Annotated in this window: 19 protein-coding genes; 6 read left to right on the top strand and 13 right to left on the bottom strand. The window is 41.7% G+C overall.

Features of this window, described 5'->3' with window-relative positions:
• Positions 1-21: 21 nt before the first annotated feature.
• The 5 genes from ribBA to glyA form a co-directional block, all read right to left on the bottom strand.
• Entirely contained in the window at positions 22-1,137 is a 1,116-nt protein-coding gene (ribBA, locus tag EXT43_RS09610) for a bifunctional 3,4-dihydroxy-2-butanone-4-phosphate synthase/GTP cyclohydrolase II (RefSeq protein ID WP_062566079.1), read from the bottom strand.
• A 42-nt stretch (positions 1,138-1,179) separates the two neighbouring features.
• Entirely contained in the window at positions 1,180-1,833 is a 654-nt protein-coding gene (locus EXT43_RS09605) for a riboflavin synthase (protein WP_054562663.1), read from the bottom strand.
• A 4-nt stretch (positions 1,834-1,837) separates the two neighbouring features.
• Positions 1,838-2,977 carry a bifunctional diaminohydroxyphosphoribosylaminopyrimidine deaminase/5-amino-6-(5-phosphoribosylamino)uracil reductase RibD gene (ribD, locus tag EXT43_RS09600; RefSeq protein ID WP_062566080.1) on the bottom strand — a complete coding sequence of 380 codons (1,140 nt, stop codon included), beginning with the start codon at positions 2,975-2,977 and terminating at the stop codon, positions 1,838-1,840.
• A 2-nt stretch (positions 2,978-2,979) separates the two neighbouring features.
• Positions 2,980-3,429 (bottom strand): transcriptional regulator NrdR, encoded by a 450-nt coding sequence (gene nrdR, locus EXT43_RS09595; RefSeq protein WP_054552576.1) that lies wholly within the window; start codon positions 3,427-3,429, stop codon positions 2,980-2,982.
• A gap of 108 nt (positions 3,430-3,537) precedes the next feature.
• Positions 3,538-4,794, bottom strand: a complete 1,257-nt coding sequence (gene glyA / locus EXT43_RS09590; protein ID WP_054562665.1) for a serine hydroxymethyltransferase — start codon at positions 4,792-4,794, stop codon at positions 3,538-3,540.
• A gap of 291 nt (positions 4,795-5,085) precedes the next feature.
• Between glyA and EXT43_RS09585 the strand changes: the two genes are divergently transcribed.
• Complete coding sequence (locus EXT43_RS09585) at positions 5,086-5,454, top strand: hypothetical protein (RefSeq protein WP_130166844.1); 369 nt, start codon at positions 5,086-5,088, stop codon at positions 5,452-5,454.
• Positions 5,455-5,510: 56 nt separating this feature from the next.
• On the opposite strand, the gene thrC is transcribed toward EXT43_RS09585, so the two are convergent.
• The 4 genes from thrC to EXT43_RS09565 form a co-directional block, all read right to left on the bottom strand.
• Positions 5,511-6,794 carry a threonine synthase gene (thrC, locus tag EXT43_RS09580; protein WP_062566081.1) on the bottom strand — a complete coding sequence of 428 codons (1,284 nt, stop codon included), beginning with the start codon at positions 6,792-6,794 and terminating at the stop codon, positions 5,511-5,513.
• Positions 6,795-6,812: 18 nt separating this feature from the next.
• The gene (gene thrB, locus EXT43_RS09575; RefSeq protein ID WP_058586208.1) at positions 6,813-7,739 is read right to left on the bottom strand and encodes a homoserine kinase; all 927 of its coding nucleotides are present in this window, start codon (positions 7,737-7,739) and stop codon (positions 6,813-6,815) included.
• Between the two features lie 9 nt (positions 7,740-7,748).
• Positions 7,749-10,166, bottom strand: coding sequence for a bifunctional aspartate kinase/homoserine dehydrogenase I (gene thrA / locus EXT43_RS09570; protein ID WP_130166843.1), 2,418 nt, complete (start codon positions 10,164-10,166; stop codon positions 7,749-7,751).
• A 227-nt stretch (positions 10,167-10,393) separates the two neighbouring features.
• Positions 10,394-10,768 carry a response regulator gene (locus EXT43_RS09565; RefSeq protein ID WP_054562669.1) on the bottom strand — a complete coding sequence of 125 codons (375 nt, stop codon included), beginning with the start codon at positions 10,766-10,768 and terminating at the stop codon, positions 10,394-10,396.
• Positions 10,769-11,004: 236 nt separating this feature from the next.
• On the opposite strand from EXT43_RS09565, the gene EXT43_RS09560 reads away from it, so the two are divergent.
• Together EXT43_RS09560 and rdgC are read left to right on the top strand one after the other, a co-directional pair.
• Positions 11,005-12,768, top strand: a complete 1,764-nt coding sequence (locus tag EXT43_RS09560; protein WP_054562670.1) for a HAMP domain-containing sensor histidine kinase — start codon at positions 11,005-11,007, stop codon at positions 12,766-12,768.
• Positions 12,769-12,858: 90 nt separating this feature from the next.
• Positions 12,859-13,767, top strand: coding sequence for a recombination-associated protein RdgC (gene rdgC / locus EXT43_RS09555; protein ID WP_063702228.1), 909 nt, complete (start codon positions 12,859-12,861; stop codon positions 13,765-13,767).
• A gap of 58 nt (positions 13,768-13,825) precedes the next feature.
• Here the strand turns inward: rdgC and EXT43_RS09550 are convergent, their stop codons facing one another.
• Positions 13,826-14,668: an HDOD domain-containing protein gene (locus EXT43_RS09550; RefSeq protein ID WP_062566084.1), complete on the bottom strand. Its 843-nt coding sequence runs from the start codon at positions 14,666-14,668 to the stop codon at positions 13,826-13,828.
• Positions 14,669-14,960: 292 nt separating this feature from the next.
• On the opposite strand from EXT43_RS09550, the gene EXT43_RS09545 reads away from it, so the two are divergent.
• Entirely contained in the window at positions 14,961-16,661 is a 1,701-nt protein-coding gene (locus tag EXT43_RS09545; protein WP_062566085.1) for a Zn-dependent hydrolase, read from the top strand.
• Positions 16,662-16,733: 72 nt separating this feature from the next.
• On the opposite strand, the gene EXT43_RS09540 is transcribed toward EXT43_RS09545, so the two are convergent.
• The gene (locus EXT43_RS09540; RefSeq protein ID WP_130166842.1) at positions 16,734-17,483 is read right to left on the bottom strand and encodes a transporter substrate-binding domain-containing protein; all 750 of its coding nucleotides are present in this window, start codon (positions 17,481-17,483) and stop codon (positions 16,734-16,736) included.
• A gap of 63 nt (positions 17,484-17,546) precedes the next feature.
• A complete protein-coding gene (locus tag EXT43_RS09535; protein WP_054562674.1) occupies positions 17,547-17,951 on the bottom strand; it encodes an HIT domain-containing protein in 405 nt (134 codons plus the stop codon).
• A 112-nt stretch (positions 17,952-18,063) separates the two neighbouring features.
• On the opposite strand from EXT43_RS09535, the gene EXT43_RS09530 reads away from it, so the two are divergent.
• On the top strand, positions 18,064-20,289 hold the full coding sequence (locus EXT43_RS09530) for a S9 family peptidase (RefSeq protein WP_130166841.1): 2,226 nt from the start codon (positions 18,064-18,066) through the stop codon (positions 20,287-20,289).
• Between the two features lie 149 nt (positions 20,290-20,438).
• Entirely contained in the window at positions 20,439-22,073 is a 1,635-nt protein-coding gene (locus EXT43_RS09525; RefSeq protein WP_130166840.1) for a methyl-accepting chemotaxis protein, read from the top strand.
• Positions 22,074-22,138: 65 nt separating this feature from the next.
• Here the strand turns inward: EXT43_RS09525 and EXT43_RS09520 are convergent, their stop codons facing one another.
• Entirely contained in the window at positions 22,139-23,662 is a 1,524-nt protein-coding gene (locus EXT43_RS09520; protein ID WP_054552591.1) for a leucyl aminopeptidase family protein, read from the bottom strand.
• Between the last annotated feature and the right edge of the window lie 46 nt (positions 23,663-23,708).

Below are 23,708 nucleotides of genomic sequence, written 5' to 3'. Positions count from 1 at the left end.
TAGTAAATCTGTTTTCCCTAATTAAGACTGGGGCTCAACGTAGTCAACCACTTCTAAGTGGAAACCAGATAACGCATGGTACTTCTTAGGACGGCTCATTAAGCGCATCTTTTCAATACCTAAATCAGCCAAAATCTGCGAGCCCACACCCACAGTACGCGATGTACCTTGGAACTTACGATGACTCACATTTTCGCCAGCATCTTCAGCGGCAAAGGCTTTAACGGTGGCTTCTAGGTCTTCTGTTGACTCTTGTTTACCCAAGATAACCAGCACACCGTTGTGCTCAGCGATATAAGCCATAGCATCTGATAAGCCCCAGCTACGATCAGCACTTCTATCTGATAATAGGATATCGTTAAAGGTACTTTGTAAGTGAACACGTACTAACGTTGGCTCGTCTTTCGATACTTCACCTTTTTGTAAAACATAGTGAAGCTGACCATCAATGGTGTCTTTGTAGGTCACTAAATCAAACTCACCGTGATCTGTTGGCAGTTTACATTTAGCAACGCGCTCAATGGTGGTTTCGTTTAGGTTTCGGTATTCGATTAAATCAGCAATGGTGCCAATCTTTAAGTCATGCTCTTTAGCAAATACTTCAAGATCTGGGCGACGCGCCATGGTGCCATCTGGGTTTAAGATTTCAACAATCACAGATGACGCCTCAAGACCCGCTAAACGCGCTAAATCACAACCTGCTTCAGTATGACCTGCACGTGTTAACACGCCACCAGGCTGCGCCATAATAGGGAAAATATGTCCTGGCTGAACGATATCGCTCGGCACGGCACCTTTAGCGATTGCGGCTTGAACAGTACGTGCGCGGTCGGCCGCTGAAATACCTGTAGTTACACCTTTCGCCGCTTCAATTGACATTGTGAAGTTAGTTGAAAAAGCAGCACCGTTATTTTTCACCATAAGTGGTAATTCTAACTGCTGACAACGCTCTTGTGTCATTGTTAAACAAATTAAACCACGGCCATGTGTTGCCATAAAGTTGATAGCATCAGCACTAATGTGCTCTGCTGCGATGATTAAATCGCCTTCATTTTCTCGGTCTTCATCGTCCATTAAAATAACCATTTTACCGGCTTTAATGTCATCGATAATTTCTTGCGCGCTGTGTAAATTCATAATGTGCCCATGAGAGTATGATTAATAGTGACGTATCTTTGCTTATTTAATAAAGCCAGCTTGTGCTAGCAAGCTCATTGATATGTCTGAACGGGAAGGTTGTTCAGCCCCTTTAATTAGGCGCTCTAAATAGCGAGCAATCTGGTCAACTTCTAAGTTCACCTGAGTCCCCACCTGAAATTCTGCAATCGTTGTTTGCTCTGCAGTATGCGGAACAATTGTCAGCTTAAAGCGATTTTGCTCAACCTCGTTGACGGTTAAGCTAATGCCATCAATACACACCGAACCTTTGTACGGAATGTACTTCATTAAATCATTGTCTGTGCTTAACCAGTACTCGGTTGCACGAGCATTGGGACTAATACTTTCGACAGTCGCAATACCATCAACATGGCCTGACACTAAGTGCCCACCTAAGCGAGAAACCGGTTGCATGGCTTTTTCGAGGTTAACTGTTTGACCTTTTTTATAATGTGCAAACCCAGTTAAGCTGATTGTTTCGTTTGATAAGTCAGCACTAAAACCATCGCTATGTTTAGCGACAACCGTTAAACACACACCATTGGTGGCAATACTGTCACCGAGCTTGACGTCTTTCATATCCAAATTAGGGCTTTGAATACGAATAGCTAGATCACCTTGCTTTTGTGTTAGTTCAACAATTTTACCTGTTGCTTCAATAATTCCAGTAAACATAGTGCTACTCTTTATTTTCAATGTCTGTGGCTTGCTTTGCTTTTATCGCTGTTAAGCGAATATCATCGCCAATCATCACTGTATCAGTAAAGGTCAGTTCAGTGATATCACTCATCATGGTGACTTCTGCAAAGTTTAGTAAGCTTTTGCCCATATCACCTATTAACTTAGGGGCAATATAAACAATGTATTCGTCAATTAAATCTTGCTCTGCGAACACCCCAGCAAGGGTTGCACCCGCTTCGAGCCAAATATGATTAAATTGTAGTTCAGCAAGACGCTTTAAAACCGCCGATAAATCAACTTTATTGTTATTTGCTGGCACCACTTCGTGTTTAACAAAGTGAGGCCACTTGGTGTGATTATCAAGCGAAGTGGTAAAAATTATCACCGGGCTCTCGATGCTGAATAACGTAAGCTCAGGCGTTAACCTGTTTTGTGAGTCAATAATGATTCGGGTTGGTTGGCGCAAAGGCAACGAGGTTGGCATGGTAAATGGCAACTCATCAACACGGACATTAAGTTTGGCATTATCAGTAATAACGGTGTCTGCACCGGTTAGGATAGCACAGCTTTGCGCACGAAATGCTTGCACATCTTGGCGCGCTTTAGGGCCTGTTATCCATTTACTTTGGCCGTTATTTAGCGCGGTTTTACCATCTAAACTACATGCCATTTTACAAGTCACATATGGCAATCCAGATTCCATACGCTTTAAAAAACCTTTATTTAAATCGCGCGCTTGTTGCTCAAGTAAACCAGATGCAACGCTAATACCGGCGTCAGCTAAAATTTGTAGGCCGCGACCACTCACCGCAGGGTTTGGGTCAACCATAGCGGCAATGACCTTGCTAACACCCGCGGCTTTTAAACCTTCGGCACAAGGCGGGGTGCGTCCATAATGACTACAAGGCTCTAAAGTCACATATGCAGTGGCGCCTTTCGCGTTGTCGCCAGCTACAGCCAAGGCATTCACTTCAGCATGGCCCTGCCCTGCGATTTGATGAAACCCTTCACCGACTATTTCGCCATCTTTAACCAAAACACAGCCAACATTCGGGTTTGGCGTCGTAGTAAAACGACCTTGTTTAGCAAGCTCAATGGCACGCGCCATGTAAGCCGTATCAAGCTCTGTAAACGACATGATTAATCACCTAAACGAGCGATTTCTTCACCAAACTCGCGAATATCTTCAAATGAACGATAAACCGATGCAAAGCGCACATAGGCTACTTTGTCGAGTTTCTTTAGTGACTCCATGATGCACTCGCCAATTAAATGACTAGAGATTTCACGCTCACCCGTAGCACGAAGTTGAGATTTAATGATGTTAACGACTTCGTCGACCTGCTCAGTGCTCACTGGGCGTTTCTCTAAAGCGCGATGCAAGCCATTCAGTAACTTGTCTTCATTGAATGGTTCGCGGCTACCATCTTGCTTGATGACTCTTGGCATCACCAGCTCAGCGCCCTCAAAAGTGGTAAAGCGCTCATGGCATTCGTTACATTCACGTCGACGTCTCACTTGGTGACCACCGCCAACTAGTCGAGAATCAATTACTTTAGTATCTTTTGCGGTGCAAAAAGGGCAATGCATAGGGTTCAACTTCCGTTTATAAAAAACAAAAAAAGGCCGCTTAGTAAGCGGCCTTTATAATAGCAAAAAACAACGCTATTGTTATCTTAATTACGGTTTAACCCGTAATTAAGCGTAAACTGGTAATTTTTTACAGATAGCTTTAACTTTCTCTTTTACTTCTGCTTGTACAGACTCATCGTTGATGTTGTCTAGTACGTCACAGATCCAGCCAGCAAGCTCTTTTGACTCAGCTTCTTTGAAACCACGGCGAGTAATAGCCGGAGAACCAATACGAAGACCAGACGTTACAAACGGTGAACGTGGGTCGTTTGGTACTGAGTTTTTGTTTACAGTGATGTTTGCGTTACCTAGTGCAGCGTCAGCATCTTTACCTGTGATATCTTTATCGATTAGGTCAAGAAGGAATAAGTGGTTGTCTGTTTTACCAGAAACAACTTTGTAGCCACGCTCTTGCAGTACTTCAACCATCGCTTGTGCGTTCTTAACAACTTGTGCTTGGTACGCTTTAAATTCTGGCTGTAATGCTTCTTTGAAAGCAACTGCTTTAGCAGCGATGATGTGGCATAAAGGACCACCTTGACCGCCAGGGAAAACAGCGCTGTTTAGCTTTTTGTAGATCTCTTCATCACCACATGCAGAAACGATTAGACCGCCACGAGGACCTGCTAATGTTTTGTGAGTTGTTGTTGTAACAACGTGTGCGTGAGGGATTGGGCTTGGGTATACACCTGCTGCGATAAGGCCAGCAACGTGAGCCATATCTACGAATAAGTATGCACCTACTTTATCAGCGATTTCACGGAATTTAGCCCAGTCAACAACGCCTGAGTATGCAGAGAAACCAGCGATGATCATTTTTGGCTTGTGCTCTAATGCAAGTGCTTCAACTTGAGCGTAATCAATTTCGCCTGTTTCGTCGTTTAGGCCGTATTGAATTGCATTGTACGTTTTACCAGAAAAGTTAACGTGTGAGCCGTGAGTTAAGTGACCACCATGAGCTAAGCTCATACCTAGTACTGTATCGTGCGGCTGAAGAAGAGCTTGGAAAACAGCTGCGTTTGCTTGTGAACCCGCATGTGGTTGAACGTTAGCGTAATCTGTGCCGAATAATTCGTTTGCACGGTCAATTGCTAATTGCTCAACAACGTCAACATGCTCACAACCGCCATAGTAACGTTTGCCTGGGTAACCTTCAGCATATTTGTTGGTAAGCTGAGAACCCTGCGCTTCAAGTACGCGTGGGCTACAGTAGTTTTCAGACGCGATCAGTTCGATGTGCTCTTCTTGACGAGCCGTCTCTTTATTGATGGCTGCAAATAACTCTGGATCGAAATCCGAAATATTCATGCTACGTTCTAACATGGGGTCTCCTAAGGCAACGTGTATGGTGTTTTTTGAAGGCTGTATTGTACGCTTAAAACGCACTTTTGCCTATCTTGTAAAGATGAACATATTTAAACAGGGATTGAATTTATTTCACAGTGTTTTAATAATGATATTTTTTTATTGATACATAACAAAAATTTATAAATTTAAAATATTTCATAGATATTTAAAATGTTACTTAAACAAAAAATCGCACTGTTAAATTGCGTTTTTATTAGGGCAAACTAAGCTTATATAACTAGTCAATATCAAGGATGGTATAAGTACATGTTAGCTAAACCAATATACGAATTAGTCCCCTACGGATACTTTTTTCTCGGCATCAGTTGTATCACATTAGCCAATAATTATGTGCCTACATTAATCGGTGTAATCTTATTTTTATTAGGTGCTAACATTTGGCGGATGCGTTCTGAAGCCAGAAGAACCGATCATTCAAGCCAGCGAGTCAAGCAAAGAAAACGTCGCTATTACTATGAATTTAAACCTTTTATCATTTTTATTTCGGCATTCACCTTGATGCAATGGACGCAAAATGAACTCGTTTCGGTGATCAGTATTTTGCTGTGTATCTCGGCAGGGGTCATTCTAAGCATGCGGATTTTAAACCGTCATAGCCATTCGTTACTTCATTGAGGGCTTTATTAAAAGACAGCATAAAAAAGAGCGGCTTAGCCGCTCTATAATCAAGGTTATGCTAATTTATTTAACAGCTCAGTTCGAAGTAATTGATAATCAAACTTAATATCTTCAGCCAAACACTCATTTGCTAGCGCATCAGCGAGCGGTTTTGGCATAGGCAGTTCGATGTCTAAAATTTCTTCTACACTGTCTTTAAATTTAGCTGGGTGTGCAGTCGCTAAAAAGATACCTGCACTGCCATCTGCTAGATTTTCTTTCAAGCCTTGATAAGCAATTGCAGTATGAGGCTCTGCGATGTAACCCGTTTGATGAATTTTTTTCATCACCTCTTTTGTTTCTTCTTCACCAACACAGCTTGAATAAAAGTCATCATAGCTAAACCATTTGTTATCCAACATAAACTGAACACGTGGCCAGTTATTCGGTTTACTCACATCCATAGCGTTCGATAACGATTCAAGCGTGTCATTCGGTGCCCACTCTTTGCTTTGTAAGAAACGTGGCACAGTGTCGTTTTGGTTAGTTGTAGCACTTAGTTTCGCTACTGGCATACCAAGCACAGCACCGATCATCGCAGCGCACACATTACCAAAGTTACCACTTGGTACTGAGATATGCGCTTTACTACGCTGCTCTTTAGGTAATTGAGCAATGGCTTCAAAGTAATAGCAAACCTGAGCAACTAAACGACTGATGTTGATTGAATTAGCAGAATTTAGACCTAGCTTTTGTTTAACTTCATCGTCTAAGAAAGCTTGCTTTACCATGCTTTGGCAATCATCAAAGCTACCATCAACAGCATAGCAATGAATGTTATTGCCTAACGTTGTAAATAGCTTTTGCTGCGCTAGTGAAATTTTACCTTTCGGGTATAAAATCACGACATCGATATTTGGCTTATTATAAAATGCATGAGCAACTGCAGCCCCTGTGTCACCTGATGTTGCTGTTAAAATAGTGACTTTTTCGCCTTGGTTAAATTGTGCAAGACACTCAGCCATAAAACGGCCGCCAAAGTCTTTAAACGCAAGCGTTGGGCCATGAAATAGCTCTAAGCAATAAATATCTTTTTCTACTTCAACCAATTTCACATCAAAGTTAAATGCATTTTGTACCATCTGTGCAACGGTATCGGCAGGTAGTTCATCGCCAATTAGGTGCGATAAAATCTTACTGCTTCGGCTAACAAAGTCTAAATCAAGTAATGCATCAATGTCTTGAATTGGCGTTAGGCTTTCAGGGAAGAACACCCCTTGGTTACGCCCTAACCCCGTTTTTACCGCTTCTACAAACGACACCTGTTGTGTTTCATCTTTTAAATTATGTAATTGCATGTTTATTCCTTAAAATCTTTAAAGCTGTCGTGTGCCAAGCTGATCAAGTTTACAGATGTGGCTGAAACCTTGTTCATTTACGTAATTATCATTCAGCCAAGCTGCACACTTTTGAGCAGCTTCAAGACTCTTACACACGGTAAATAATGTTGGGCCAGCACCAGAAATACTGACAATCTCTGCGCCAAGCTCTGGCAAGGCACTTTTAGCTTCAGCAAAACCTTGGATTAATGGTGCGCGATGTGGCTCAGCGATTTCATCTGTCATAATTGATAACGCAGCATCAAAGCGACCAGTAAGCAGTAAGCTGCTAAATGCAGACAGTCGCTGTGCAAACTCAACACTGTCGTGCATTGATAATTGCGTTGGCAATACCGAACGCGCTTTTGCAGTATTCAGTGAAAAACCTGGAAAAGCCGCTACGTAATACCACTGATTATCAACGGGTAACGAAATTGACTTGTTCGGAATGAGTTCACCAGTTAATTGCAAACCACCTAAATAACACGGCGTGATGTTATCGTAATGACGGCCGCCACTAACAATAGCTTCAAAATCAGCCATCAACTCGATAAGTTGCTCTTGAGATAAGTTGGTTTCGGCAAATTTATCAAGGGCAGCAAATGCTGCCACCACAGAACAAGCACTTGAACCTAAACCTGAGCCAATTGGTAGGTTCTTTTTAAGCTCAAGTTTTACCGCTGGCATAGCTGGTGCAACGTGTTCTTTAAAATGAATTAAACATTGATAAGCCAAGTTTTCTTCAGCATTAGCTGGCAGTTTATGGGCATAGTCGCCAGAGCATACAAAAGTATCTTGCTCAGCGGCACTCACCTCTACAACATCACCTAATAACGTACCATCGATAGGTGCCAGCGCGGCACCTAGCGCATCAAAGCCGACAGCAAAATTCCCGATTGAAGCGGGTGCATATACACGGATCATCACCAGCTCCTAACGTGTTAACGTTTTTAAGATATCAGCAAATACGCCTGCAGCCGTTACTTCAGCACCTGCGCCATAACCACGAATCACAAACGGACGTGGTTGATAATATTGACTTAAGATTGCCAATGCATTTTCACCGTCACGGATATCGTAAAGAGCATGGCTACTATCTACGGCTTCAATGCCTACTTTACATTGACCGTTTTCAATAGTGCCCACATAACGAAGTACTTTACCTTCACTTGCAGCGCTTTGAATGCGGTCGTTAAACTGTGCATCAAGAGATGGTAGTTTTGCCATGAAATCTGCTACAGAATCATCTTCTGCAAACCCTTTTGGTAAAACTGATTCAACTTCAATATCGCTAAGTTCTAACTCAAGACCCGACTCACGAGCAATGATCAGTAGTTTTCGGGCAACATCAGTGCCTGATAAATCATCACGCGGATCTGGTTCTGTAAATCCACTTTCTTTTGCTTTTAATGTTGCTTCGCTAAGAGATAAACCATCTTGTAGCGCACCAAACATATACGATAATGAACCCGATAAGATACCGCTGAACTTAATAAGCTCATCACCGGCACCAAATAATGATTTCAAGTTATCAAGAACCGGCAGGCCTGCACCTACGTTTGTTTCGTATAAAAACTTACGGTTATTCTTTTGTGTTGCTGCTACTAAATCTTGGTAGTAAGCATACGAGCTAGTATTGGCTTTTTTGTTTGCCGCAACCACATGGAAACCGGCATTCAAGAAATCAACATATTGCGCAGCTAGCTTATCGGCTGAGCTACAATCTACAATCACAGGGTTAATTAAATGGTTTTGTTTAACAAATTGCTCAACCAGATTTAAATCAAATGCCTGCTCTGACTCGGCTAGTTTGTCTTGCCAGCCATCAAAAGCAATACCTTCGCTATCTAGATAAAGCTGTCTTGAGTTAGCAACACCGTACAAGTTCAGCTTGATGTTACGTTTTTCAAGCCATGCTTGTTGACGCTCTAACTGCTGAATAAGCTCTTGGCCCACTAAGCCACAGCCAAGCAAAAACACATCGATTGAAGGAATGTGAGTAAAGAAGTTCTCATGGCACACTTTTACTGCGTCGTTGCACAGTTCACCGTCGATAACCGCTGAAATGGCGCTTTCAGTCGAATCTTGTGCAATAGCAACAATGTTAACCTGCGCTTGAGCTAATGAAGCAAAGAACTTAGCCGCTAAACCTTTGTGCGCACGCATGTTATCGCCAACTAGAGTAACAATCGCAAGGTTACGCTGTACTTGTACTGGTTCGATTAAACCGGCTTGTGATTCTAATTCGAAAGCAGTTTGTAATGCTTCTAAAGCAAGAGATAGGTCACTCTCATGCACACAGAAACTGATGCTAAATTCACACGAAGATTGAGTGATTAGTACAATTGAAACATTGTCGTGCGCCAGTGCATTAAATACTTTTGACGCCATGCCAACTTTACCTTTCATGCCTGGGCCAGACACCGTTAACATAGCGAGGTTTTGTAAACTTGATAACGCTTTAACTGGATCATTCGATACACTGTCGTTACTGATCACTGAACCTTCTGCACGTGGGTTATGAGTATTTTTAATCTCGCACGGCACGCCTGCTTTAGCACAAGGTAAAATCGTTTTCGGGTGCAATACTTTCGCACCAAAGTAAGAAAGCTCCATTGCTTCTTTATAAGATAACGAATCAACCTTAGATGCTTTTTTGATATAACGCGGGTCAGCATTGTAAACACCGTCAACATCAGTCCAGATCTGGCATACATCAGCTTCTAGGCATGCTGCTGCAATGGCTGCTGAGTAATCTGAACCATTACGACCAAGTGTTGTTAGCTCACCTTGCTCATTGGCAGCAGTGAAACCCGGCATGATATAAATTGTGCTCGGTGCCGCTTTTAATGCTGCTTGAAAACGTAACTTACTTGCGGCCAAGTCAGCTTCAGCATCAATGTAGCCACCCACTGAAGCTATACAATCTGTCGCTTCTAAATAACGAGCATTACTGTCTTTAAGCATACACTCCATCAAGGCAACACTTACGCGCTCACCAAAACTGATTGCATAAGCACGTACTTGGTCTGGGCAACACTTCAAAAGTGCAACACCATCTAGTTTATTCTTAAGCTCGCTCAATTCAGGCCAACTTGCTACCTGACCAAAGTCAGCTTCAACAGCAGCTTTTAATTGTTCACAGCGCGCAACCAATGCTTGCCATAACTCACTAAAATTTTGCCCCTGCTCTGCAGCGCTTGCTAATGCTACTAATGAATCTGTCATGCCACCTGGTGCTGACAGCACTAACAGCATTTCATCGCGTAATTCTTCTTTGACTAACTGAGCTACCTGTTGCAAACATGCGTAGTCGGCCAAGGACGACCCACCAAATTTTAATACTCGCATTATTTATGTTTCCTCATTCCATAAACGAAAAAGGCCTGTGTTCTAGTGAACACAGGCCTATAATTTTGTTGCACCGACCTATGCCACTATCCCGTAAGGATGATGGTTGTAATAATAATGGTCGTTGCGTGATTAAATGTTTTCATAGCCTGTAGACTGCCTTAAATGTAGCCAGCCTGTCAACCCTTAAAGAAAAGATAAATTATGCGTTTGTGTTATATAAAAGATTAGTGAATACCAAATTTATGCAAAGTTGCTTTTAGTCGCACAAGATCTATCGGTTTATCAATGAAGTCAATAGCACCCAATTTTACTACTCTTTGTTTCATTTCAGCCTGAATATCAGCCGAAATCACTATAACAAAACACTCTATTTTCTCTGCTTTGATTGTTTCGAGCACTGCAACACCATCCAATTCTGGCATGGTTAAATCTAAGCACAATAGATCAAAGTTTTGCTCGCGCAATAAGGCAAGAGCTTCGCGGCCATTAGTGGCTTGTTGAACATCTGCATCCAAGCAATCCCCTAAACAGCGTACTACCTGCTTACGGGCAATATTTGAATCATCACAGACCAGTACTGAAAAATTAGGATTATTCATGAAATAAAAATCTTCGCTGTAGCAAATACAACATCAAAAAAGGCTAAATTAAAGATGGAATAAATTTATAACACACTTTTTCAAGCGCAGTAAGGGCAAGTTTTTTCAAAATTTACTAACAATTTATAAATGTTCCAGTAAAAAAGGATATATTTATTTCTTTTTAACCATTTATTAGCTAACTTTAGAACTAGCTGAATGTATTACAATTGTCACCAAGGAGCTATGGATATTCCATGCTACAAAAAAGCCTGTCTAAAGAATTATTAACAAATGTACTCTCAGTCTACTTTTTACTTACTTTTGTAGTGACCTGTGGACAAGTTATTGCTGAGTACGTTAATACCAAAGATTACATTCGCGACGAATTAACGACTTTGCAAAAAACATTTAGCCGCAGTTTAACCCGCGCTATTTGGGAACTGAACGATAAACAAACCATCACCACGGCTGAAGGCTTGCTGGCAATCCCTATGATCGAGGGTATTATTGTGCGTGATGATAGCGGCGAGGTACTCTCTCAGTTAGGTCGTTCGTTAGATATTCACGAGCTATACAGTCAACAGTTAGTGCAAGAAGAAGCGATTATCGAAGATACGCCATCAGGCTTATTCGGTTACACATTCCCTCTCATTTTTGAATTTTCAGGTAAAACAACCCAAGTAGGTGATGTAACCCTGTTTTCAAGTCGTGAAGTGGTCTTTAGCCGCATCATGATTTCTATCTACTTTTTAATTGGTAATGCGATGATCAAAACCACCTTTTTGATCATTCTTTTCTTACTTGCATTTAGAAAGCGCTTAACCGAGCCATTGGCACAATTCACAGAACAAATTGAAGATCTTGAACTAAACGACCTAGAAGGCCGCCATATCGAGATCAAAACTGTTGAGCACAACGAATTAAAAGTAATGGAAGAGTCTTTCAACCGCTTAATTGATAAGGTGGTACTTTACCGTGAAGAGCTCGAACATACGCAAAAAGAGCTTTTGATAAGCAACGAAAAGCTCGACCAACATAACTTACAGTTAGAGCAAGAAGTAGCTCGCAAAACTTCAAACTTAAGCCAAGCGATGATGGACTTGCAGCAACAAAAATACGAGCTAGAAAAACAAAAGCTGACACTAACTGAAGAAATTGATTTACGTAAACAAACTGAACAAGAACTCATAACCAAGCAAACTGAGTTACAACGCTACCTTGATGAACTAAATATGGCGCAAGAACGCTTAGTTGGCTCAGAAAAAATGGCTGCTTTAGGTGGCTTAGTCGCGGGTATTACTCATGATGTAAACACACCTATTGGGATTGGTGTTACTGCAACGTCATTCCTACAAGAACGCTTGGACCAAATTGAAGCGGCATATAAAGAAAAAACCCTATCGCCAAAAGCGCTTGAAGAGTTTATTAATGACGCCAAGCAAAGTACTAGCCTACTGACTAGTAACCTAGACCGAGCTTCTGAGCTGGTTGCAAGCTTTAAGCAAATTGCAGTGGACCAAGCCAGTGAAGCGGTACGTACCATTAACTTTAAAGAGTATTTAGGTGAAGTGATCCGCTCACTCCATCCAAAGCTAAAGAAAACATCGCATCATATTAATTTAGATTGCCCTGATGATTTAACACTTAACCTGCCTGCGGGTGCGATTAGTCAAATTTTCACAAACTTGATTATGAACTCACTCATTCATGGTTTCGAAGGAATTGAAAGTGGCATCATTGATATTGTTATCAAAGAAGAAGATGACGAAGTCGTTATCGACTTTAAAGACAATGGTAATGGCGTATCAAAAGAGCAGTTAGAAAAGCTATTCGACCCATTCTTTACAACCAAGCGCGACCAAGGCGGCAGTGGCTTAGGCACACATATTACTTTTAACCTCGTTAAACAAACCCTGAGTGGCGATATTGAGGTATCAAGCGAAGTCGGTAAAGGCTTGCACTACCATATTAGTTTTCCGAAAAACATGCCAAAACCACTTTCAATGTTTAACTCATAAGCAATTAGCGCTGATGCCGAAATGATTCATTTCGGCATCAGTTTTTTATTGCTATGATTGGGCAAATTTATTGAAAGGATTAGCCTAATTATGTGGTTTAGTAACCTTATCTGTTACCGTTTTAAACAAGACGTTTCATACGCTCAAGAAGACTTCGACAAAGCCTTAGAACAAGATCTGTTCCGCTCATGTACAGGCCAAGAGCTTTCAACATTTGGTTGGACAAAAGCCTTTGGTAAGCATGGTCAAACCCTATCTCATTTCTCTCAAGACAGCATTTTAGTATGTGCTAAACGTGAAGAAAAAGTACTGCCAGCTGCCGTTATCAACGAATTGGTTGCAGAGAAAGTAGAGCAAATCGAAGCGGAAGAAAACCGCCCAGTAAAGAAAAAAGAAAAAGACGAACTAAAAGAAAATATTCTGCACACTTTACTACCTCAAGCATTCAAAAAATCGAGCCTACAGTTTGCGTTTATTGATCAAAAGAATGGCTGGGTTGTGGTTAACAGCGCAAGCTTTAATAAAGCAGAAGAGCTTTTAGCCCTATTACGTAAATCACTTGGCACGTTACCTGTCGTACCTGCATTTGCGAATTACGATTTAGATGTATTTTTAACTGACTGGTTAACTAATTTCAGTACCCCTGAAGGCTTTTCTATCGGTAACGATGCAGAGCTTGAAGAAGCCGATGACAGTGGCGCTCAGGTTAAATTAAAAGGCCATGATTTATCGTGTGACGAAGTAAAATCACACTTAGAAAATGGGAAGCGCGTAACTAAGCTGGCTCTTGATTGGCAAGAACGCGTTAAGTTCATGCTTCAAAACGATGGTTCAATTAAGCGTTTAAGCTACTCAGAAACATTAAAAGAAGAAAACGCCGACATTCCAAAAGAAGATATGGCAGTAAAACTTGATGCTGACTTTATCTTAGCGTCAGAAGAAATTAAGCAATTGCTAGAAGAGCTGACTCAAGGCTTAGGCGACGCAGAAGATTTATAAAATTAATCTGAGAGTTAATTAATTTAAAAGCGCGACTAAGTCGCGCTTTTTGTTGCTATTATTCAGTAAAAATTGCTTTTACTTCATTAAGCATATCGTTATATTCATCGTCACTGAACATATCTAGTGATTCAATCACGCCTTTGTCCATGTAAGTTTGCAATGCCGCAGACTTATCAGAAACCTGTAAGATCCCTTCTAAAATCGCGCCAATACGAATAAAATCAACATAGCAAATATGCTCTGGACGATAGTTTGGATTTGCCCAGCTTTCAGCTACTTCTACAAACTCATCAGTAAAGCCCCAAGCACGCATAATTGCGCCACCTACTTTACCACCCAGCTTTTGAATGGCATGAGCAAGGAAACTTGGGTTTGCGAACACCTCGGGGTGCTTTTCAGCTTCTGTTAAAATGGGCAGTACGCCAATGTTATAAACCAATGCCGCTAAGGTAATTGTGTCGCGATTCAATGATGTATGCTTATTTCTGCGTAAGAAGAAGTCCATCAAGGTAATTGAGTGACATGCTACTTTGAGGGTTTTCTGCCATGCCTTGTCCATATAGCCTTTGATAAGCTCATTATGCGATACAAACAGCTGCTCCATTGCCATTGCAGTTGCAATGTTCTTAATTTGACGCAGGCCAATTCGTGTTACAGCTTGGTGTAGATTTGTAACTTTAACTGAGCGCCCCATAAATGCACTGTTGGCGACTTTGATCATTCGTGCTGATAATGCCGGATCATGAGAGATGACATCTGCCATATCCATCAAGTTTACCTCGGGGTTATCCGCGGCTTGTCTCACCTTCACTGCAACTTCGGGTAAGGTGGGTAACACTAAAGTGTCATTATTTATTCTGTCGACCAATATGGTCAGTAATGCATTTTCTGTTGACATATGTGTGCCATCCTCTTGGGTTAGCCCGCCTAAACAAAGACAGACTAATGACTGACATTATTAGATTAGTTATAGTTTTAGTATTGTCTAACTTAGCGCTAAAGTTAAGAAATTCACAGAAATTATCTATTTTTTATATTTTTTATATTTTTTATATTTTTTATATTTTTTAACTCATAAATAAATATTGCTTCTAGTGCTGTAAACTTGCCATATATATGTCAGGTTTGCTTTAATGCATAGACTTTTTGTTTTCTAAGCAATGACTCTCACTTTTTTAACGGGCAAAAAAATGACATTAAATAAAATTAGCCAAGCACTTATCTTATCAGGTGCTGTTTTCCTTGGTGCATGTTCTGACCAGCAAGCTACCACTTCTCAAACTAAGCCTGCTGCAGAGCAAACAAAGCAAACTACTGAACAAAACAACCCACAACTTATCAATGCTGAGAAAAGCCGCTTAGACATTTACACTGACTTTACGCTTACTTCTGATCTTAGCCACTTAAGCGATAACCAGAAGCAAATGATTGGCAAGTTAATCGATGCCTCAAAAATCATGGATGAGCTATTTTGGCGCCAAGCATTTGGTGAGAGCAAAGACGCTTTCTTAGCAAAAATTAATGATGAAAAAGTTCAGAAGTTTGCAGATATCAACTACGGCCCTTGGGATCGCTTAAACGGTGACCAAGTATTCTTGTCAGGCTATGAAGAAAAGCCTTTAGGCGCTGAATTTTACCCGAGCGATATCACAAAAGAAGAATTAAACAACGCAATCGTTGATGACAAAACCGGTCTTTACTCAGTGATCAAGCGCGATGAAAAAGGCCTTCTTTATAGCGTGGCTTACTCGGTTGAGTACGCACAAGAGCTAGAAAAAGCAGCTAATTTATTACGCGAAGCAAGTAAATTGGCTGATGATAAAGAATTTGCTAACTACCTAAGCATGCGCGCAGACGCACTAGTAAGTGATGACTTCCAACCATCTGATTTTGCGTGGATGGATATGAAAAATAACCCAATTGACGTGGTTATTGGCCCTATCGAAACCTATGAAGATCAATTATTTGGTTACCGTGCAGCGTATGAATCTTATGTATTAATTAAAGATTTAGCATGGAGCGAGCGTTTAGCTAAATTTGCCGCTTTCTTACCTGAGCTACAAAAAGGTTTACCTGTAGACGAAAAATACAAGCAAGAAGTCCCTGGCTCTGATGCTGACCTTAATGCTTATGATGTTGTTTATTACGCAGGCCACTCAAATGCAGGTAGTAAAACAATTGCTATCAACCTGCCAAATGATGAACAAGTTCAGCTAGAAAAAGGCACTCGTCGTTTACAGCTTAAAAACGCAATGCGCGCTAAATTCGATAAAATCTTAGTGCCAATTTCAGAGCAGCTAATTGTTCCTGAGCAGCGTAAACACATTACCTTTGATGCTTTCTTCGCAAACACTATGTTCCACGAAGTAGCGCACGGTTTAGGTATTAAAAACACCATTACTGGTAAAGGAACTGTTCGCCAATCATTGCAAGAGCATGCAAGTGCCCTTGAAGAAGGTAAAGCGGATATCTTAGGCCTTTACATGGTTGAGCAATTACTTAAGAAAGGCGAGATCACTGACGGTACGTTAGAAGATTACTACATCACCTTTATGGCTGGTATCTTCCGCTCAGTGCGTTTTGGTGCATCAAGCGCACACGGTAAAGCGAACATGATCCGCTTTAACTTCTTCGCTGAAGAAGGTGCATTCTCTAAAAATGCTGACGGCTTATACAGCGTTAACATGGAGAAAATGAGCCAAGCAATGGAGAAACTATCTAACCTAATCCTTACTATTCAAGGTGACGGTGATTACCAAAAAGTTGATCAGCTAATCGCAACTCATGGCGACATCAAAGCTGAACTAGCTAAAGACTTAGAAAAACTAAGCCAAGCTAACATCCCTGTTGATGTTACTTTCAAACAAGGTAAAGAAGTATTAGGTCTTTAAGCCTTATTCTTCTCTAACAAAAAACGCTGCAATTGCAGCGTTTTTTGTTGCCTGAAATCGAGTAAAACACGACTAGTGTGCAACGAAGTTCAAACCATATTTGGAGTTTAGTTCTACAATATCCCCGTTGATCAGCATTTTTTGAAACTCGGCATTAAAAGCATCGATAAATTCATCGAGTTCGCGTTGTTTACTAAAGCCATAGTAGCCCTGATTAACCGTCACCGGCGGCGATAACATAATTACTTTATCTGCTATATCTAAACTGTCGATCACAGGCTTTGCAGCCCGAGGATGGGTAAGAATTAAGTCAACTCGGTTATGCATCAATTGTAAAAAGCTAGCCCGCACATTACCCACTTCAGATAGCGATAAATTTGCCTCGTTACGCTTAAATTCAGGACCATAGTTCCAACCTCGAATTGTACCAATAATATCTTTACGAAGGCTGGCAAAGTTTCCAACCCAAGTCACATCATTGTTCTTTTTGGTATATAAAACAATCGGGTCTTCGTAAAAGGGCAAGTCACTAAATTGCATATACTGCTGACGTATAATGGATTTGTAAGGACCAATAATGGCATCAGCCTGACCTTGCTCTACCATTTTTAGAGCACGTTTTAGTGGCATGATATCAATTACCAATTCATGCCCTAAACGTCTGCAAATTTCGTGTGCTATATCGGCACCTAAGCCAACCACTGTGCCTTGTTGGTCTTGCTCTAAAATCGCTGGAAAGTGGCTACCGACAAAATAGTAACTTTTAGCCACACATGAAAAAGAGCTCAGAATAAGCAACACGGCAAACACTGTGTGTTTCATTTATTCTGTACCCCTTCGTGCATCATCCATTTAGCTTAGTCCAATCTTGCTAGAACAAACAGTTTAAAAATGCGCTTTTAATGCGGCAATTTGTTCGTCGCTATAAGGTACTGCTGGTAATTTACCCCAAATTGGTGTTGGCCAAGCTGCATCAGTTGTGAAACGCGCAATATGATGAACATGTAATTGCGGTACCATATTCCCTAGTGCTGCTACATTGAGTTTGTCTGGGTTGAACACCTGTTGTAATAGTTTACTCAGTTTGCCCGACTCTTGTAATAAGGTAATTTGTAGCTCTTCAGAAAGGTCGATAATCTCTTTAACACCAGCGACTCTTGGCACTAAAATAAACCAAGGGTATTGGCTATCATTCATCAGCAATACTTTACACAGTGGCCAATCAGCAAGCTCAATGCAGTCGCGTTGTAGTTCTGGGGCCAAAGAAAACGGCGTATCAGTATTTTTCATCAATAAATCCTTTGATATTGGGTAAACAAACCCTACTTTATAGCATTTTGTTGCAGTTGCCTAAGCTTACCATTACCATCGTGGCAGTTTTTATTCGAGCGAAGGTACTCCTGTGCTAAAAAAAATTAAATCTCTCTCACTTGCTTTGCCAGTGGTGGCAACAGCATTCAGTGTGACCGCTGAACCACTCACTCTTGAACGTATTTTTGACGATCCAAGCTTAGCAGGTAAAGCGCCTGTACAACTTAAATTCTCTCCAGATGGCAGTCGTGTAACTTACCTGCAAGGTAAAACCGATGATTACAATCGCTACGACTTATGGGAATACAACTTAAAAGATAACAAAAACCGCTTATTAGTTGACTCTGCTGCACTATTTTCTGGTCCAGAAAACTTATCTGATGAAGAAAAAGCACGCCGTGAGCGCCAACGTATTTTTGGTAAAGGGATCTTAGAATATAAATGGTCAAAAGACGGTAAAGCGCTTTTATTCCCGCTTAATGGCGACCTTTACTATTATGAGCTTGCCTCAGCTAAAAGCCGTAAACTAACCGACACTGAAGCATTTGAAACCGATGCACGTTTCTCACCTAAAGGCCATTATGTGTCGTTTATTCGTGAGCAAAACCTCTTCGCACTTAACTTAAAAACGGGTCAAGAAATCCAATTAAGTAAAGATGGCGGCGGCGTTATTAAAAACGGTATGGCCGAGTTTGTTGCGCAAGAAGAAATGGGTCGAATGACTGGCTACTGGTGGTCTGGTGATGAGTCTAAAATCGCTTATACCCGTGTTGATGAAAGCCCAGTAAAAGAAGCGATCCGTAATGAAATTTACGCCGATGAAGTAAAGCTATTTAATCAACGCTACCCGTTTACAGGTACCGACAACGTTAAAATTCAGTTAGGTGTTGTAAGCATCAACAATCAAAAAACTGACTGGGTTGATTTAGGCGACGATCAAGATATTTATATCGCTCGCGCAAAATGGTTAAAAGATAACAAAACGCTTTCATATCAGTGGCAAGACCGCTCGCAACATAACTTAGAGTTACGTTTTTATAATAGCGACACTAAAAAACAAACCGTTGCCCTAACAGAAACCAGTGATACTTGGATTAACCTGCACTTTGATTTGCAGTTCTTAAACGATAAGAAACATTTCGTTTGGGCATCTGAGCGCGACGGTTTTAAACACCTTTATTTATACCGCACAAACGGTGAAATGATCCGTCAAATCACCCAAGGTGAATGGGTTGTTGATAGCTTAAAAGGTATCGATGAGAAAAAAGGCATTGTTTATTTTGCAGGTCGCAAAGATACAGCACTTGAGAGCCACCTTTACAGCGTACCGCTATTCAAAAAAGGCGAAATTAAACGCGTAACTGAGCTAGGTGCTTACCATAATGTGGTGATTGCTAAAGATAACAAAACCTTTATCGATAACAGCTCATCAGTGAATAAGCCTGGCTCTGCAGCATTACGTAAAATTAATGGCGAATTTATCACTTGGCTTGAAGAGAACAAGTTAGATAAGTCACACCCATTAACGCCTTACCTAGCTGATTTGATCACGCCTGAATACGGCACGTTAAAGGCTGAAGACGGACAAATCATGCATTACCGTTTATTCAAGCCAACTAATTACCAAGATGGTAAAAAGCACCCAGTTATTGTTAACGTGTATGGCGGTCCTCATGCTCAGCGCGTAACGAACAGCTGGCGTAGTAAAAACTTATACTTCCAGTACATGGCACAACAAGGCTATGTTATTTTCCAACTTGATAACCGTGGCTCATACAACCGTGGTAAAAAGTTTGAAGACGTGATTTATAAGCACTTAGGTGTGGCTGAAGTGGCAGACCAAATCAAAGGTGTCGAGTTCTTACGTACCCTTGATTACGTTGACCCTGAACGTATTGGTATTTATGGCCACAGCTACGGTGGTTATATGGCGCTTATGACTATGTTTAAAGCGGGCGACTACTTCAAAGCCGGTGTTTCTGGTGCGCCAGTAACTGATTGGGCACTTTACGACACTCACTACACTGAACGTTATGTAGGTCACCCTGCAACTAACGCGAAAGGTTACGAAGCAAGTGCAGTTTTCCCATATGCCGAAGGCTTAAAAGGCCCACTGATGATTTACCACGGTATGGCAGATGATAACGTGTTATTCACTCACGCCACTAAGTTATTCAAACAACTGCAAGATCAAGAAAAGCAGTTCGAAATGATGACTTACCCGGGTTCAAAACACAGTTTACGTGGCAAGAGCGTACAAACGCACCTACACCAAACCATCACCAGTTTCTTCAACCGACACTTTAACGTTGAGTAATCACGTTTAATTTCGGTGACTTAGACTAAAGGCTGATTGTTAAATCAGCCTTTTTTTTGTCTCAATGTATTCTACTATTTAACTAGATTTTCGACCTATTTTAGCTACGCTTAATACATTGCTCCTATGGGCATGACGAAGGAATACACATGAATTTACGCCGTTTTACAATTTTTCAGCGCCTCGCCATGTTAGTGAGTGTGGTCGTGATAGGGCTGATATTTTTGAGCGTCTCGAGCTTAACGCAGCAATACAGCTCGCTAAAGCAAGAGCAATACATTAAGACCCAAAACCTTGTTGAGTCTGCTTACTCTATTATTGAGCATAACTATGAATTGTTTGAGCAAGGTAAGCTGAGTGAGCAACAAGCCAAACAAGCAGCCCTCGAAACAATTTCTGCACTACGTTATGACAACAACAATTACTTTTGGATCAACGATTATCAACCCGTAATGGTTATGCACCCGTTTAAGCCCGAATTAAATGGTAAATCGCTAGCGGGCAGTAAAGATCCAGATGGCGTGTTGTTATTTGTCGATATGGTCAATATTGTCAAAAAACAAGGTAAAGGTTTTATTCCTTATAAGTGGCCAAAGCCAGGTAAAGACGAGCCGGTTGATAAAATTGCCTACGTAAAAGGTTTTGATAAATGGCAATGGATTGTAGGCTCTGGTGTCTACATTGATACCATTGAAGAGGCATTCTCTTCGCTTCGTACTCATGTGATTATTACCGCGGTAGTGATCATTGCTCTACTGGTTGCGCTAAGCTACCTAATTGCTAATAGTATTCTTCGCCCGACCCAACTCGCCGCAAACATGATGAAAGACATCTCGCAAGGTGAAGGCGACTTAACCCAAAAGCTTGATGAAAATGGCAATGATGAAGTGTCTCGTTTGTCGCGCTACTTTAACTTGTACACCGCAAAAATGCGTGAGTCACTGAAACATGTTGCCCACAATGCCGAGCAAGTAAACCAGTTTGCCCATAGCGTTGATGATGCCAGTAAAACAAATCACTCTTTTATTGAATTACAAAACGACAGCTCAACACAAGTAGCAACCGCGATGGAACAAATGACCCATCAAATTCACGATGTTAGTCAAAATGCCGACCAAGCTGAGCATGCCGCTAATGAAGCAGCGCAAAATGCTGAAGCGGGCAAACAGGTTCTTAACAAGACTATCACCGCCATTGAGACCCTGTCGCATAATATTGAACAAGTGAGTAAGGTAACGGCGGATCTTGCTGCAGAGAGTAACAACATTGGCTCAGTACTTGATGTTATCCGAAGTATTGCTGAGCAAACCAACTTACTGGCTCTCAATGCTGCCATTGAAGCGGCCCGTGCTGGTGAACAAGGTCGAGGCTTTGCCGTAGTGGCTGACGAAGTGCGTACATTAGCAAGTCGCACAGGTAAAAGTACTGATGAAATTCAAGCCATGATCAGTAAACTACAAACCGGCGCACAAGCTGCTGTTGATGCTGTATCGGCAAGCCAACAGTTATCAACTGAAACGGTTTCACAAGCGGGCGAAGCAAATAGTTCATTGAGTGAGATTGAGCGACTTGTCTCTATTATTAAAGATATGAACAGCCAAATCGCCCGTGCTACCGAGCAACAAACCAGCGCCGCAGATGAGGTTAATTTACGGATTAATGAGCTTTCACAATCAACCGAACAATCACTGTCGAATACTGAAGGGCTTTCGAACGCCAGTGAAAACTTAAAGCAAAGCTCACAAGCGTTAAGTGATGTGGTTAACCGCTTCAAGCTCGACTAACACCAAAAAAAAAGCCCCACACTGCTGTGCGGGGCTTTTAAAACTAAAAACTTATAGCTTTTAGCTTATAAACAATAACGAGCGAATAAGCTGCTTACTGTTGCTGCGGTAGGCTTACCATGTTGCCAATCACCGCCTTCTACGCCGCTACCTGCGATGTCCATATGAACATACGGTAATGGTTGCGCTGATTCAGTACCATGTTTATCTAAACCACCAACAATCGCTAAGAATGCCATTGGGAACTGGTGACCACGAGCTGTCACTGCAGAAGCGGCATTGTTACTTGATAATACATCGTCAGCTAACGTGCGAGGACGAATAAAGTCATAATCTTCACGGCGGCTACGAGATACTTCGGCGCCATCTGCCCATAAATCGCCTAAGTCAGCAATTTGGCGCGAAATTTTCGCTGCGCGAGCTGGACCATTTTCAACATATGCGCTGTAAGGACCCATAGCACGTGCTGCGTGGCCTGTTAGTGTTGCAACAGTGAATAGCTCTGGATTTACTTCGTTTAAGGCGCGATCTTTCATTTCACTTAGTAAGTCACCCATTGCTAAACGACCTTCAGCATCTGTGTTACCGATACGAACACGAACACCTTCACGGCTGGTAATGATTTCGTCAGGAACAAAACAATCTGAACCAATTGAGTTACGAACCACGGCTAAGTAAGCAATCACTTTAACGCCTTTTGGTGCAAAGTCAGCCACTGATTTCATAAAGCCAGCAACAGAGGCAGCACCGCCTTTATCGCGGCTCATACCTGCCATAAAGCCACCCACTTTAAGGTCTGCACCACCGGTATCGTAAACTAAACCTTTACCAACAAACATTAAGGTACGCTCAACGTCGCCTTCAGGCACGTATTCTAGTTTTACAACACGTGGGTGATGACGCTCAACAGCATAAGATGCGCGCGCTACAGTGCTCATCATTGGGTAATCTTTATCGATAGTGTTGATATCTGAAATCACTTCAACAGACACCTTACTACCCGCAAATAACTCAACGCAGTAATCAGCAAAACGTGGTGGTGCCATACGCTCAGGCTCGGTACCACATAAATCACGTGCAGCGTATTGACCCGCAGCAATAGCATTAAGCGCTTTGCTCATTGCCTCATCTGCACCCACTAGGCTAATTTGGCTAATTGGTTCAATCGCTTGGCCGTGGAACTCACGTGCCTCAAGTGGTTGCCAAAGCGCTTGGCAAGCACCTAAATAAGCCACTTCAAGGGCATGCTTGTAACGGCTATCTTGATTTACGTTAGCAAGTAAAATTGCAGGCTGAGTGCTACCCGATGCTTTCGCCTCTAGTACACCTTGCTTCGCTGCATCAAAGTAACGACGTACATCATCATAATCACGATTTAGAGGGCCTGTAGGCGCTAAGATAACGCGTTTAGAGTCAATAACAAGTAATGTCACTTGTTTGCCAATACGTGCGTCTACAGCTTGTTGAGCGCTAATAGCTTGGCTTAAGCTTGCGTCTGCTAAAGAAGAAAAATCATCACCGATAATAATCAATGCATCGTGATTTGCATCCGCTAATTGCGGGGCTGCAACTGCATGAGGGTATGCCATAAAAAAGGTCCTGCTGTTAGAAACATAGGACCTTATTATCATTGAT

Source organism: Pseudoalteromonas sp. CO109Y, assembly GCF_004208935.1.
Taxonomy (GTDB): domain Bacteria; phylum Pseudomonadota; class Gammaproteobacteria; order Enterobacterales; family Alteromonadaceae; genus Pseudoalteromonas; species Pseudoalteromonas shioyasakiensis.
Note: the sequence above shows the minus strand (reverse complement) of the source record. Positions and strands in the feature narration are given on the sequence as shown.